The organism is Christiangramia sp. LLG6405-1 (genome assembly GCF_045055805.1).
In the GTDB taxonomy this organism is placed as follows: Bacteria; Bacteroidota; Bacteroidia; order Flavobacteriales; family Flavobacteriaceae; genus Christiangramia.
Genome location: NZ_CP159330.1, coordinates 1310446 through 1325595, shown reverse-complemented (window position 1 = coordinate 1325595; position 15150 = coordinate 1310446). Strand labels below are relative to the sequence as shown.

Below are 15150 nucleotides of genomic sequence, written 5' to 3'. Positions count from 1 at the left end.
TTTTTGTTGAATGCATAAAAAAAATTATATGCAGCAGTTATCAGAACAGGAACAAATTAGACGTGAGAAATTATCGGCGATACGCAAAGCCGGAATTAATCCTTATCCAGCCGATCTTTTTCCGGTAGATCATACTACCACAAAGATCAAGGAAGAATTTGCTGAAGGTAAAAAGGTGGTGATCGCAGGAAGACTTATGTCAAGAAGGATCCAGGGGAAAGCATCTTTTGCTGAACTTCAGGACTCTAATGGTAAGATACAGGTGTATTTTAACCGTGACGAAATTTGTACTGGTGATGATAAAGCGAAATACAATGATTTCTATAAAAAATGGCTTGATATTGGCGATTTTATAGGAATTGAGGGAGAGTTATTCAAAACTCAGGTAGGAGAAATGACCGTCATGGTAAAAGATTTTCACCTGTTGAGTAAGTCATTGCGACCACTTCCACTTCCAAAAACAGATAAAGACGGGAATACCTACGATGGTTTTACAGATCCTGAACACCGCTATAGACAGCGTTACGCAGATCTTGCGGTAAATCCTAAGGTGAAAGAGGTTTTTGTAAAGCGTACGAAACTTTTCAACGCTATGCGTAACTTCTTCAATGATAAAGGATATTTTGAAGTTGAAACTCCAATACTTCAGCCAATTCCAGGTGGAGCAGCTGCAAAACCTTTTGTTTCGCATCACAACGCCCTGGACATTCCATTGTATTTAAGAATTGCAAACGAGCTATATCTTAAAAGATTGATCGTTGGTGGATTTGATGGTGTATATGAGTTTTCTAAAAACTTCAGAAATGAAGGGATGGATAGAACTCACAATCCTGAATTCACGGCAATGGAAATTTACGTGGCTTATAAGGATTATAATTGGATGATGGAATTTACCGAAAACCTGCTCGAGCATTGCGCCATGGCGGTGAATGGTAAAACTGAAGCTACCTTCGGAAAGCATAACGTAGATTTCAAAGCTCCGTACAAACGGGTTACGATGACGGATGCTATCAAACAGTTTACTGATTTTGATATTACCGGGAAATCTGAAAAAGAGCTATATGAGGCAGCCACTAAAATGGGCATCGATGTAGACGAAACTATGGGTAAAGGAAAACTGATCGATGAGATCTTTGGAGAGAAGTGTGAAGGAAACTTTATACAGCCAACTTTCATCACAGATTATCCTAAGGAGATGAGTCCGCTTTGTAAGACTCACCGCGATAACCCCGAGCTTACAGAACGTTTTGAATTAATGGTTTGTGGTAAGGAGATCGCAAATGCATACTCCGAGTTAAACGACCCTATCGACCAGAGAGAACGCTTTGAAGAGCAATTGAAACTATCAGAAAAAGGAGATGATGAAGCGATGTTTATCGATAATGATTTTCTTCGCGCACTGGAATATGGAATGCCTCCAACATCCGGACTTGGAATCGGGATGGACAGGTTGATCATGTTCTTAACCAACAACCAGTCGATACAGGAAGTATTATTTTTCCCTCAAATGAAACCTGAAAAGAAACAGGTCGAACTATCGGAAGAGGAAAAGTCGGTGTATACTTTATTGAAGGATGACCAGGTTCATGATATGAATTTAGTAAAAGAGAAAAGTGGATTAAGCAATAAGAAATGGGATAAAGCCTTAAAATCTCTTCGGAAGCATAAAATGATAGAAGTGTATAAAGAAGGTGAAGTTCTTAGCATTAAGATTGCTTAGATCTGAAAATCATATTTAAAAAAAAGAGGCTTTTCAGCCTCTTTTTTTTGATATTGGATACTCCAGAAGTTCCTATTTTCCGAACATTCCACCAAGCTTCCCAGCCATATCGCTAATATTTCCAGCATCTCCATCACCTTTTAGGTAAGAATCAAGATGTTTCGACATAGTTTCAGGCATTCTGTCCTTTAAAATTCCAGAAACCACCTGTACTGCAATTTTTGCCTGAGATTCAGAGATTCCGGCTTTTTCTGAGACCATTTTTACTATTTCTTCCATAATTTGAGTTGTTTTAGTTCTGAAATCAATTAAATATAGCAAAACAGCTATTAAATTTGATTCCTCCAGTACTATAAATTCTTTTAACTTAATTTTAAACCTTTCAGGAATTTGCTAGTCCTAAAACTGCGGAAGGCTAAAGGTTTACCCTATTCACGAATATGAGATCTTTACTTTCTGCTCAACTTATTAACTAAAAACAAACTATTTATGATTAAGAATCAGAGCTTTAAGCTTATGCTTATCGCCCTTTCGTTATCGGTATCCAGTTGTGCTGTTTTTCAGAAACAGGATAATAAGGATGCTAAAACTGCTTCATCTGAAGAATCCAAGAAGGATAAAGATGGAATGAAGCCTTACGCAAAGGTGATCACCAAGGATGCGAAATCAGACGAAGGTCTGTTCACCGTTCATAAGGTTGATGAAAAGTACTTCTACGAAATTCCAGACAGCCTTTTTAACCGCGAAATGCTTACCGTTACAAGAATCGCTAAGACTGCAAATGGAATTGGTTTTGGTGGTGGAAAACAAAATACTCAGGTTCACAGATGGCAGAAAAAAGGTAATAAGGTACTACTAAGAGTAGTATCTTATGATATCTATGCTGCAGATTCTCTTCCAGTACACGAGGCGGTAGTAAACTCTAACTTTGAGCCTATCGTTGAATCTTTTGATATCAAGACTGTAGGAAAAGACAGTATCTCTAAGTCCACTGTCATCGATGTTACAGATCTTTATACCAAAGATGTACAGGCGCTAGGATTGCCCGAAAGAACCAGGAAACAGTACAAAGTTTCCCGCTTAGATGACAACAGATCTTATATCGATACAATTAGATCTTACCCTGAAAATATCGAAATTAGACATGTAAAGACTTATAATGCTGGTGATCCACCATCTAATGAGAGTCTTGGTTCTATTTCTTTAGAATTCAGTAACTCGATGATCTTACTTCCAGAAGTTCCAATGGAAAGAAGATATTTTGATGAGCGTGTTGGATGGTTCACTACAGAACAAACAGATTATGGTCTTGCAGCTCAAAAAAGTGAAACGGTAGAATATCTTGACCGCTGGAGACTTGAAGTTAAAGATGAGGATATCGAGAAGTTCAAAAATGGGGAACTGGTTGAACCAAAAGAACAGATCGTTTACTATATCGACCGCGCAACTCCAGAGCAATGGGTTCCATTTATCAAGCAGGGAATCGAAGACTGGCAGGTTGCTTTTGAAGCAGCAGGTTTCAAAAATGCCATTATTGCCAAAGATGCTCCAACAGTAGAAGAAGATCCGGACTGGAGTCCTGAAGATGTAAGATATTCTACAGTTAGATACCTTGCTTCTCCAATTCCAAACGCAAACGGACCTCACGTAAGTGATCCACGTTCGGGAGAAATTCTTGAGTCAGATATCAACTGGTATCACAATGTAATGACTCTTCTTAGAAACTGGTTCTTCGTTCAAACTGCTGCCATCAATGAAGATGCACAGGGAGTTGCTTTCAAGGATGAAGTAATGGGAAGACTTATTCGTTTTGTTTCTTCTCATGAAGTTGGACATACGTTAGGTTTACCTCATAACATGGGAAGTAGTGTCGCTTACGCTGTAGAGGACCTTAGAGACCCAGAATTCACGAAAGAATTTGGAACAGCTCCATCTATTATGGATTATGCTCGTTTCAACTATATAGCACAACCAGAAGATGGTGATGTAGCGTTGATGCCAGAGATCGGGCCATACGATAAGTATGCGATCGAGTGGGGTTACAGACCAATTCTTGACAAAGAAGGAAAGGAAGAAAAAGAAATTCTTGACCAGTGGATCCTGAAACATGCAGGAGATGCTAAATATCGCTTCGGAAGACAGCAAAGTGGCGTAATAGATCCAAGTTCTCAAACTGAAGATCTTGGTGATGACGCGATGCTTGCCAGTGAATACGGAATCAAAAACCTGAAGAGAATTGTTCCTAAATTGATCGAGTGGACAGCTGAAGATGGTAAGGATTACGATGATCTTGATGATCTTTATGGTCAGGTTCTTTCACAATACAATCGATATATGGGTCACGTGACCGCTAATATTGGTGGGGTGTATGAATATTACAAAACCTACGATCAGGAAGGTGCAGTTTATACTCATGTAGATGCTGAAAAGCAGGAAAGAGCGATGGAATTCCTTCAAGAGCAATTATTCACTACTCCGGAATGGATGATCAACCAGGATATTTTCAATAAGATCGAATTTGACGGTAACATTGAAAGAATTCGTGGAATGCAGCAAAGAACTCTGAATAACCTTCTTGACTTCGGAAGAATGGCGAGATTAATGGAAAACGAGGAGATCAATGGAAAAGATGCTTATTCTTTACTGGATATGATGACCGATCTTAGAAAAGGACTATGGAGTGAGGTTTACAATGGAAGATCTATAGATCGTTACCGTAGAAACCTGCAACGTGCTTACGTTGAAAAGATGGGTGAATTAATGACTGAAGAGCAGGATGAGATTCCTGCACGTTACAGAAGCTGGGTTACCAGAAGTAATGTAAATGTTGCTCAAAGTGACATTCGACCAGTTGTTCGTGGTGAACTTACTACGCTACAGAGACAGCTTAGAAATACAGCAAATTCTGGAGATACACTAACGCGCTATCATAAGCAGGATTTATTGAAAAGAATTGACCTCATCCTTAACCCGATGAAATAGATTTTTATTCAAATGATACAGAAAAGGCAGGATGTTTGAATCCTGCCTTTTTTTATTTAAACCTTTTTTAAAAAAGAGGGTCTTATTTGTATAACTTAAAATTTTGAAGATGAAAAAGATGATCACCGTATTATTTCTTGCGCTTGGCTTAAGTACGTTCGCGCAGGAAAGAGGAGAAGGCCGTAAGGATCTAAGTAGTGAAGAAATGGCGACGCTTAGTGCAAAAAGACTGGCTATGCAGCTAGATCTTAATGAAGATCAGGAAATGAAGCTTAAAACGCTTTATATGACCAGAATGGAGAACATGAAGGAAGGTCGAGAAGAAAACGCTGAAAAACGTGCTGAAATGATGGAAAAGCGTGAGGAGATGAAAGAGAAGCGTGAAGAAATGCGTGAAAAACGAGAGAACGAATCTGAAGAAATGAAAACAGAGCTTCAAAAAATTCTTACTGCTGAGCAATTCCAGAAATGGGAACAACTACAGGAAAAAAGACGTAAAGGTAGAAGATCTGGAAATGGCAGAATTCGAAACTAAAAATTTAGGTGTTAAGTTAAGTGTTAGTTAGTTGAAAAAAAGGGATCTGAATAGATCCCGTTTTTATTTTTAGTCCTTCAGATCTGCAGTTTTCAACCTCAACGCATTCGCTATTACTGAAAAACTACTAAAGCTCATCGCCAGGGCAGCGATCATTGGTGAAAGTAAAATTCCGAATAGTGGATAAAGCACACCAGCCGCGATAGGGACACCTACAGTATTGTAAATAAGTGCGAAAAAGAGATTTTCCTTGATGTTCCTCATTACTTTCTGACTAAGTAGAATCGCCTTTCTTATACTTCTTAGATCACCATTAACCAGCGTAAGAGCAGCGCTTTCTATAGCTACATCTGTCCCGGTTCCCATGGCAATTCCCACATCTGCTTTGGCAAGTGCCGGTGCATCATTGATCCCGTCTCCTGCTACTGCCACAACTTTTCCACTTTTCTGCAGTTTTTCAACCTCTTCCAGTTTATTTTGAGGTAACATTCCAGCTTTATAATTTTTAATTCCAATCTCATTGGCCACTGCAGCCGCGGTATTCTCATGATCCCCTGAAATCATGATCACATCGATTCCGTGATCTTGCAGATCTGAGATCACTTTTTTTGTTCCTTCCTTGATCTTATCGGTCAGTACTACATAACCTTTCGCTGCAGCATCTATAGCTACATAACTTACCGTATTCCCTCTTTGTTGTTCTTCGGAAACACTGGCAGCAAGATCTGTGGAAATTTCAATATTGCTGGAATCCATAAGAACTTTGTTACCTATCAAGACTTTGCTTTGCTCTAATGTTCCCGTAACTCCCTTCCCTGTTTCCGACTTAAAATCTGAAGTTTTTAAAAGTTCTATTTCATGTTTTTCCGCATAGTCTACAGTCGCCTGTGCTAATGGATGTTCACTGTTCGTGTTCAGACTCGCAATAATTGCTGTTAGTCTTCCTGAAGTATATTCCGAAGAAACAGAAACTACTTTGTCCACACTTGGCTTACCTTCTGTTAGGGTTCCGGTCTTATCGATTATGAGCGTATCGACCTTGTTGAGTCGTTCCAGAGATTTTGCGTTTTTTATTAAGATTCCGTTACCGGCACCACGTCCAATACCAACCATAACAGACATTGGAGTTGCCAGACCAAGTGCGCATGGGCAGGCGATGATCAAGACCGCAATTGCATTTACGAGCGCGTAAACCATTTGAGGTTCCGGTCCAAAGATTGACCAGACTACAAATGTGATCACTGAAATTATGACCACTACTGGAACAAAATATCCTGAAATTTTATCTGCTAATTTCTGAATTGGCGCCTGGGATCTACTGGCTTCATTCACCATTTTGATGATCTGGGCAAGCAAAGTATCATCCCCAACTTTTTCAGCCTTCATTACAAAGGATTGATTTCCATTGATCGTCCCGGAGCGAACTTCATCACCCTTCATTTTATGTACAGGCACAGGTTCACCGGAGATCATCGATTCGTCGATACTGCTTTCTCCTTCAGAAATCTTACCATCTACAGGTATCTTATCTCCCGGTTTAATCTTTAAAAGATCACCTTTTTCAATCTTGTTGGTGGAGATTTTCTCTTCTTTACCATTCCTGATTCTAAGCGCAGTATTTGGTTGCAGCTTCAATAATTCCTTGATAGCCGAATTGGTTTTGCTATGTGCCCTGGCTTCCAGCACCTGTCCCATTAATACCAAAGTCAGGATGACGGTGGCAGCTTCAAAATAGACATGTACAGTACCTGATTCTGTTCTGAACTGTGCAGGAAAGAAATCTGGCACCAGCATTCCAAAAACGCTAAAGATCCAGGCTACTCCTGCTCCAATTCCAATGAGTGTAAACATATTGAGGTTCCACGTTACGATAGACCTCCAGGCACGCTGGAAGAACATCCAACACGCATAAAATACTACCGGAAGAGATAATCCAAACTGGATCCAGTTCCAGGTTTGCGCATCAAACCAGCTTTGTAAGGTATTATTCGGAACCATGTCTGACATGGCAATAATGAAAATTGGGAGTGTAAACCCTATGGCGATCCAGAATTTGCGAAGTAGTTTTTTATAACCTTTTTCTTCGGCTGAAGGTTCCGGTTGCTTGGGCACAAGATCCATCCCACAAATTGGACAATCGCCAGGTTCATCTTTGCTTACTTCGGGATGCATTGGGCAAGTAAATTCAACCGATTTTTGATTTGTATTTACCTCCTCAACGAGGTCCATCCCACAAACCGGACAATCACCAGGTTTATCGTAGGTTTTATCACCCTCACAATGCATGGGACAATACCAGACACCCTTCCCGTTTTCAGCAGATTTTTTGACTTCTTTATTACTTTCAACTGGTTTCTCTGTACCAGGCATATGAATCGTATAGTTCCCTCCTGCTTCTTCAAGTGCATTTTGTAATTCCTTCAGCGAAACTGCTTCTTTCATTTCAAGAATTGCTTCTTTATTATGAAGATCTACTTCCGCAGAATCAATTTTATCAAGATCCCCAAGTGCTTTTTGAACGTGCATCTTACAACCATTACAGGTCATTCCATGAACATCATACTTTTCAACGATCTTTCCATCATCAGTCGTTTGGAATTCCTCGATACCATAATTTCCGCCGTCGGACTCCAGTTTATTTCTCAGTACTGAAATATTAAGATCCTGTTCTGCCGTTATCATCGCAGTTTCATTCTGCAAATTAACTTCCACATGATCCACAGCTTCGATCGCTGCCAGAGTTTCTTCTACATGTTGGCGACAACCATTACAGCTCATCCCCGTAATTCTATAAGTTCTTTTCATAAGGCATCATTAATCTGCAAAAATAAAGCTAGTTGTCTCAAGTGAGTTTCAAACCTATGCGAATAACTTTCAGAAATTAAAAAAAGCTCTGCGTTATACAGAACTTTAAAATTTATGCTGCGTAAGCTTCACAGGCTTCTACGCATTCCCGGCATGCTTTCGCACAATCCTGACAATGCTTGTGTTCATGCTTTCCGCACTCATCTGCACAAGCCTGGCAAACTTTCTTACAATAATCAACTAAGCCCTGTACATCCTGGTAATTAGTCGCAAGTACTTGGTTTAATGTAGAACACACTTCTGCACAAACTCGATCTGTCCTGATGCAATCTTTCATCATTTTGACATTCTCCTCGTCCAGACAGGCATCTGCACAATAGTTACAGTGGTTGATACAATTTCCAAGTGCGCTAATAAGTTTCTCATTTCTCATAATCAATTGATTTTTAAGGTTGAAACTCAATTTACCAAGGAAATATCATGATGACTTTTAAAATTTTGCTAAGTTCTTTCAGTTTTAAAGCTTTTTAACTTCCGTAGCCATAGATTAAGAACTTTTAGGATGTACCACCGCAACTGGTCTAAAATTTTCTGAAACCTGGTAGCTTAAAAACTAAATACAACCTGGCTAGTATAGTATTTACTGAATGGTCTCTTCAACACGGCCACATTTTAGCATTTTATCACCGTAGTAGGGATTTCTAATTTTTTCTGAAGATGAATACCAGTAATCTCCTTTACCTTCAAAAGCCATTGGGCAATACTGTTTGAAAATCTTACCTCCGGAAATCGCATTTTTCAACACAGTGTCCATTGCCGCAGTTAGTTCTGAGAATTTCTCCCTTTGAATATTCACATCATCTGAAGTTGCAATAGTTTCAGCGATCGTGGCAACATCGCTACCCATTGCATTCAGTTTAGATTGTAAATTCGATGCCGCTTCTGCCGCTGCTGATGCATCAGTTTGAACCAGTGCGTCCTTTAATTCAAGGTAGCCTTCGTATACTTTTGCCACAGAATCGTTTTCAAATTCTGCCTGCACTTCCTCCATATCTTCTTCAGTATCTATTAAAACTTCAGAAGTAGATTCGTTTTCAGATTTCTTTTCAGCATTCCCACAGGACGAAATTCCTAGACCGGTAATTACCGCTAATCCTAAAATGATATATTTTATTTTCATCTTTAAAGTTTTGAACAAAATTAAAGATTTGAATCCAGCTGAGACCCTAAAAAGTTCTAAAGAGCTCTTAAATTGCCTCAATTCACTTTGTAGGCGAGGTTCTTTTGCTAATTCGGTAATAATAGAATGCGGGAAGCAGGATGAGCAGGAATAATGGATGAATAAGAAATCTTCTTACGTAGAATAAGGCGAGGTAATGTTCTCTTTCAATATTTAGGACCAGAAATATAAAAGCGCTTACAGCTCCCAGATAAAGCAAGGCGTAAAGGATAACCGAGAATTTGAGCATGCTCTTGTTCTGAAAAGCGATATATATAATTCCCAGTGAGATCGCGCTATTAAGCGCATAGCGTATACTGAGGTGAATCATGAGTTCTGCCATATTCATCGGAGGGATAATACCCAATAGATAATCTGACCTGAAAAACGCTATTAATGGATCATAGAATAGACTATCTTCAAAAAAACGTATCGCTGCAAGTAGCAAAACCATGAAGCCGATAAGAATTATCTTATATCTTTTCTTCATGCTTTTTTGTATTTAGTGAAGATTCGGATCCATACCAGCCAGAGGAGGAAAACCATTCCGTAGATCGCCAGTGGAAAAAATACAGTGTGCATAAAACCAGAATATTGCGGGTATTCAAGAATACTCACAGAGAGGATCACGATTCGTAAAATATTCGTAGCATAGATAAGAGCGACACCTGCAAAAATATAGATTAGAGTCGTGGAGGTTTTCCCAAAGAATGCCAGAATAAATGAGGTGAATAGTATAATGATGCTTGCTGAATTGCAACCTTCCACAATCCCGGCTAGAAAATAACCTTCCACCATTAATTTCATGGATAGTCCTGTATAATGCATCACCACCTCTACGTTGTCGTAACCAAGAGCATGCATTACATCTCCACTCTGGTAGGCCACCAGTCTTGTGAGCGCATCGGGTACGGGCTGAGTTTGCTCATAGAACAATAGAAATGCATTGTAAGCGCTGGAAAAAAGAAAATAGCTTCCCAGGAATACAAAAATAAAACGCAATACCGTTCTGTATTTCTTGATGAGTTTCAGCAAAGTAGCGACTTGGTTTTTAACAAATTTATAGATTTAGACTCCATGCTTTACACAGCAAATTGAATACTTTTGCACCAAATATTGTTAATATGAATTTTCAGGAATTAAAACCACAAGTAGAACAGATTCTACAGGACTCGAATATAGATGTCAAACAACGAATGACCCAGGTTTGCGAACTATTAGAGCAAAATATAAGTTATTATAACTGGGTTGGATTCTACTTCAAGAATGGAAATAAAGAAGAACTAAAATTAAAGGCTTTTGCCGGAGAGCCAACAGATCATGAGATCATTCCATTTGGGAAGGGGATTTGCGGACAGGTAGCAGTAAGCAATCAGAATTTTGTAGTACCAGATGTAAAAGCACAGGATAATTATATTGCCTGCAGCATTAATGTAAAAGCAGAAATCGTAATTCCGTTATTTGTAAATGGTGAAAACGTTGGGCAGATCGATATTGATAGCCACACAGCCGATCCTTTTACTGCGGAAGATGAAGAATTCCTGGTTTGGGTGAACGAGAAAGTAGCAGAGATCTTATAGATTACTATCAAATTTCAAACAAAAAAACTCCTGATTTCTCAGGAGTTTTTTTGTTCTTATATCGTATTCAAAATTACATTTGAAGTGCGATTATAAAGAAAAGAAATGCAAAAAATCCTACTAATTGTAATATAGATAGCAGGTAGTTCTTTTCGATCTCATTTCCCATTTCCATAGCTTTTTGTTTTAAAATTACATAAGCTATGCCTTCGCTGTCAGACCTTTAACGAACTTTAATTTATTTTAGAATAATTTATGTGAAATAAGCTCTCAAAATCGCTTTTCGTTAAGATAATATTTACATCCCGGTGCGAATCGCCTCTACAGGATCAAGTTTTGAAGCCGACATCGCTGGAATAATTCCAGACACTAATCCTATAATTGCCGAAACCAGTGTTCCTATAAACATATTATACGGAGAAAGGACGAATTCAAAGTCACCGGTAAACTGTGAGGCCACAATAGAAACCAGCCAGACAAAGAACAATCCTACCAATCCTCCAATCACGGAGAGTATGACAGCTTCAAATAAGAATTGAGAAAGAATAAATTTATTTTTAGCCCCCAAAGATTTCTGGATACCTATGAGGTTGGTTCTTTCCTTGACACTAACGAACATAATATTCGCAATTCCGAAACCTCCAACCAGCAGAGAAAATCCGCTTATCACTAAACCAATAATGTTCAGCTGACCTGTAATATTGTCTACAAATTCTGTAAGACCCTTAAGCTCATTAACGAAGAAGTTGTTGATCTCTCCAGGCTTGATTCCGCGCATATTCCGAAGGTTTTGTTCCAGTAAAGCAATAAATTCATCGCTATCTGCTCCACTTTCAGGCTTCATCACTAATTGTGGAAATACCGTTCCCTTCGTAGTTCCGTAAACCAGTCGGGCAAAGTTCGCAGGCACAAAAGCCTGACCATCCCTGGAACCAGTAAACAAGGATTGCCCCTGTTTTTTAAGCACTCCAATGACTGTTGCTCGACGTCCAAAAATTCGTATTTCTTCACCAATTCCATTCGAACCACCAAACAGCGTTTGCGCTACTTCATGACCCAGAACAACAACCCCAGATCCGCTTACAGATTCAGATTCGTTAAAAAACCGTCCTTCTGCGAGTTCCAGTGCTTCAATATCATAGTATTCATGAGTAACTGCTCCTATATCCACACCACTACTGGTAACATCCTGATATTTGATCGCAGCTCCTCCGGGAATTCCCAGAGCAAAACTAATATTATCAAGATCTGGTAAGCTCTTTTTTAGATTCTGGTATTCCTCATAAGTTACATCTGGAAACTGCTGACTCTTCCATCTAGGTATATCGCTAGGTCCAAATTTGAACCTCATCACGATCACCGTACTATTGTCCAGTGAACTCAAACTTCCGGTAATATCCTTTTTTAATGAATCTACCGCTGCAAGCACAGCGATTATGGAGAAGATACCAATGGTCACCCCAAGTAGAGAAAGAAAGGTTCTAAGCTTATTATTTGTAAGAGCGCTAATCGCAAAATTGAAACTCTCTTTAAGTACCCGTAAATAGATCAGCATAATTTAAAATCTGCTATTAACTCATGAATTTAAGATAGGACGCAGGATCCAAATTTTCGTTACAAAATTTATCGATAATTCATTAGTTGCACTTTTAAATTTTTCGCTTTATTGGTTACTTTTGCAGCTTTAACAAACACAACACAATGAGCAAATTAAAACAAGCAAAGTCTGCTTTAATTTCAGTCTTCAGTAAAGATGGTCTTGAGCCTATCGTGAGAAAGCTGGATGAGCTGGGCATTACCATATATTCCACTGGTGGAACCGAGAAATTTATCAAGGATCTTGGAATAGAGGTGGTTCCTGTAGAGGATGTTACCTCCTACCCTTCTATATTGGGTGGTCGGGTAAAAACTCTTCATCCAAAAGTATTTGGCGGAATTCTTAATCGCCAGGATCATGAAGGTGATGTGAAAGAACTGGAACAATATGAAATCCCGCAGATAGACATTGTGATTGTGGACCTGTATCCTTTTGAGAAAACAGTTGCTTCAGGCGCTGCGGAACAGGATATTATAGAAAAGATAGATATTGGTGGTATTTCCTTGATTAGAGCTGCGGCTAAGAATTTTAAGGATGTAACCTGCGTTTCTTCCGTAGATGATTATGCTGAATTTTTAGAATTACTGAATGAAAAATCTGGTAATACCGAAATTTCTGATCGTAAAAAATTCGCTGCCAAAGCATTTAATATTTCCTCTCACTACGATTCAGCAATTTTTAATTATTTCAATGCTGATGGTGATATCAATTCTTTCAAACAAAGCGAACTGAAAGGTAAAGAGCTTCGATACGGAGAAAATCCTCATCAAAAAGGAACATTTTTCGGCGATTTCGATGCAATCTTCGATCAGCTACATGGGAAAGAATTGAGTTATAACAACCTGCTGGATGTAGATGCTGCCGTGAACCTCATGAACGAGTTCAAAGGTGAAGCTCCAACATTCGCAATTTTAAAACATAACAATGCCTGTGGTCTTGCGCAAAGAAACTCGATCCATCAGGCTTATGTAGATGCCCTTGCTGGTGATCCTGTTTCAGCTTTTGGAGGAATTCTAATTAGCAATGTGGAAATAGACGCCGATACTGCTGAAGAAATCCACAAACTATTCTGTGAAGTGGTCATCGCCCCTTCATTCTCTTCGGAAGCTGAAGAAATTTTAAAAGGCAAAAAGAACAGAATTCTGCTTATTCAAAAAGAAGTTGAACTTCCGAAGAATCAGGTAAGAACATGTCTTAACGGTGTTCTTGTTCAGGATAAAGATCTAAAAACCGATGCTGCTGAAGATCTTAAGCTGGCAACCAGCAATAAAGCAACAGATTCTGAGTTATCTGACATGATATTTGCTTCCAAGATCTGCAAGCATACAAAGTCAAATACAATAGTTCTGGCGAAAAACAAACAATTATGTGCAAGTGGTACCGGGCAAACGTCCAGAGTAGATGCTCTTACACATAGTATCGCCAAAGCGAAATCATTTGATTTTGACCTGAATGGTGCTGTGATGGCCAGTGATGCATTCTTCCCTTTTCCAGATTGCGTGGAAATTGCGGGAAATGCCGGAATTACGGCGGTTATCCAGCCAGGGGGAAGCATCAAGGATGAACTGAGCATCAACTATTGCAACGAAAATAATATCGCAATGGTGATGACCGGGACACGCCATTTTAAACATTAAATTCATTACATTTACCCAAACCTCAACACCTAATAAACACTATGGGATTTTTTGACTTTCTCATTGAAGAAATTGCAATCGATTTAGGAACCGCCAACACTTTGATCATACATAATGACAAGGTAGTTGTGGATAGCCCTTCGATAGTTGCCAGGGACAGAACTTCTGGTAAAATTACCGCAGTAGGTAAAGAAGCTGCGATGATGCAGGGAAAAACTCATGAGAATATCAAAACCATCAGGCCGTTAAAAGATGGGGTGATTGCCGACTTTGATGCCAGTGAGAAAATGCTCACGATGTTCATCAAGGAGATTCCGGCGCTTAAAAAGAAACTTTTTACTCCTGCACTTCGAATGGTAATCTGTATTCCATCTGGAATTACAGAGGTTGAAATGCGAGCTGTAAAGGAAAGTGCAGAGCGGGTGAATGGAAAAGAAGTATACTTGATCCATGAACCAATGGCTGCGGCCATTGGTATTGGAGTAGATATCATGCAACCAAAAGGAAACATGATCGTTGATATAGGAGGTGGTACTACTGAAATTGCTGTAATTGCTCTTGGAGGGATCGTATGTGATAAATCTGTGAAGATCGCAGGAGATGTATTTACCAATGACATCGTATATTACATGCGTACGCAGCATAACCTTTATGTTGGTGAGCGTACTGCGGAAAAAATTAAAATCCAGATTGGTGCTGCGACTGAAGATCTTGAAGTCCCGCCAGACGAAATGAGCGTACAGGGACGTGACTTGCTTACCGGAAAACCTAAGCAGGTGAACATTTCTTATCGTGAAATTGCCAAAGCGCTGGACAAATCTATTCTTAGGATCGAGGATGCCGTAATGGAAACTCTTTCCCAAACACCACCAGAACTGGCTGCCGATATTTATAATACAGGTATTTATCTCGCCGGTGGTGGTTCTATGCTTAGAGGACTGGACAAACGTCTTTCTCAAAAAACAGATCTTCCGGTTTATATAGCTGAAGATCCGTTAAGAGCCGTTGTTCGTGGAACCGGAATTTGCCTTAAAACACTGAACCGATACAAAGGAATTTTGATCAAGTAGGAGAA

The 15150-nt window shown here is 39.3% G+C and carries 13 protein-coding genes; 6 read left to right on the top strand and 7 right to left on the bottom strand.

Annotated elements, in window-relative coordinates:
• Positions 1–28: 28 nt before the first annotated feature.
• Positions 29–1720: a lysine--tRNA ligase gene (gene lysS, locus ABVM50_RS06090; protein ID WP_322301881.1), complete on the top strand. Its 1692-nt coding sequence runs from the start codon at positions 29–31 to the stop codon at positions 1718–1720.
• 72 nt (positions 1721–1792) lie between these two features.
• On the opposite strand, the gene ABVM50_RS06085 is transcribed toward lysS, so the two are convergent.
• A complete protein-coding gene (locus ABVM50_RS06085) occupies positions 1793–1999 on the bottom strand; it encodes a hypothetical protein (protein ID WP_405200419.1) in 207 nt (68 codons plus the stop codon).
• Between the two features lie 210 nt (positions 2000–2209).
• Between ABVM50_RS06085 and ABVM50_RS06080 the strand changes: the two genes are divergently transcribed.
• Together ABVM50_RS06080 and ABVM50_RS06075 are read left to right on the top strand one after the other, a co-directional pair.
• Complete coding sequence (locus ABVM50_RS06080) at positions 2210–4702, top strand: zinc-dependent metalloprotease (protein WP_405200418.1); 2493 nt, start codon at positions 2210–2212, stop codon at positions 4700–4702.
• 109 nt (positions 4703–4811) lie between these two features.
• Positions 4812–5237 (top strand): hypothetical protein, encoded by a 426-nt coding sequence (locus ABVM50_RS06075; protein WP_405200417.1) that lies wholly within the window; start codon positions 4812–4814, stop codon positions 5235–5237.
• Positions 5238–5306: 69 nt separating this feature from the next.
• Here ABVM50_RS06075 and ABVM50_RS06070 read toward each other — a convergent pair whose 3' ends face one another.
• The 5 genes from ABVM50_RS06070 to xrtF form a co-directional block, all read right to left on the bottom strand.
• Positions 5307–8042, bottom strand: a complete 2736-nt coding sequence (locus ABVM50_RS06070) for a heavy metal translocating P-type ATPase (protein ID WP_405200416.1) — start codon at positions 8040–8042, stop codon at positions 5307–5309.
• 112 nt (positions 8043–8154) lie between these two features.
• Positions 8155–8475 (bottom strand): four-helix bundle copper-binding protein, encoded by a 321-nt coding sequence (locus ABVM50_RS06065; protein ID WP_405200415.1) that lies wholly within the window; start codon positions 8473–8475, stop codon positions 8155–8157.
• Between the two features lie 207 nt (positions 8476–8682).
• Entirely contained in the window at positions 8683–9222 is a 540-nt protein-coding gene (locus ABVM50_RS06060; RefSeq protein ID WP_405200414.1) for a DUF3347 domain-containing protein, read from the bottom strand.
• A gap of 82 nt (positions 9223–9304) precedes the next feature.
• Complete coding sequence (locus tag ABVM50_RS06055) at positions 9305–9751, bottom strand: exosortase F system-associated membrane protein (protein WP_405200413.1); 447 nt, start codon at positions 9749–9751, stop codon at positions 9305–9307.
• The gene (gene xrtF / locus ABVM50_RS06050) at positions 9748–10296 is read right to left on the bottom strand and encodes an exosortase family protein XrtF (RefSeq protein ID WP_405200412.1); all 549 of its coding nucleotides are present in this window, start codon (positions 10294–10296) and stop codon (positions 9748–9750) included. The genes ABVM50_RS06055 and xrtF overlap by 4 nt, the downstream gene beginning before the upstream one ends.
• A gap of 89 nt (positions 10297–10385) precedes the next feature.
• Between xrtF and ABVM50_RS06045 the strand changes: the two genes are divergently transcribed.
• Positions 10386–10841, top strand: coding sequence for a GAF domain-containing protein (locus tag ABVM50_RS06045; RefSeq protein ID WP_405200411.1), 456 nt, complete (start codon positions 10386–10388; stop codon positions 10839–10841).
• A 298-nt stretch (positions 10842–11139) separates the two neighbouring features.
• Here the strand turns inward: ABVM50_RS06045 and ABVM50_RS06040 are convergent, their stop codons facing one another.
• The gene (locus ABVM50_RS06040; RefSeq protein WP_141876755.1) at positions 11140–12396 is read right to left on the bottom strand and encodes an ABC transporter permease; all 1257 of its coding nucleotides are present in this window, start codon (positions 12394–12396) and stop codon (positions 11140–11142) included.
• A 146-nt stretch (positions 12397–12542) separates the two neighbouring features.
• Between ABVM50_RS06040 and purH the strand changes: the two genes are divergently transcribed.
• Entirely contained in the window at positions 12543–14075 is a 1533-nt protein-coding gene (gene purH / locus ABVM50_RS06035) for a bifunctional phosphoribosylaminoimidazolecarboxamide formyltransferase/IMP cyclohydrolase (RefSeq protein WP_405200409.1), read from the top strand.
• Between the two features lie 41 nt (positions 14076–14116).
• Positions 14117–15145, top strand: coding sequence for a rod shape-determining protein (locus ABVM50_RS06030; protein ID WP_011710806.1), 1029 nt, complete (start codon positions 14117–14119; stop codon positions 15143–15145).
• Positions 15146–15150 lie beyond the last annotated feature (5 nt).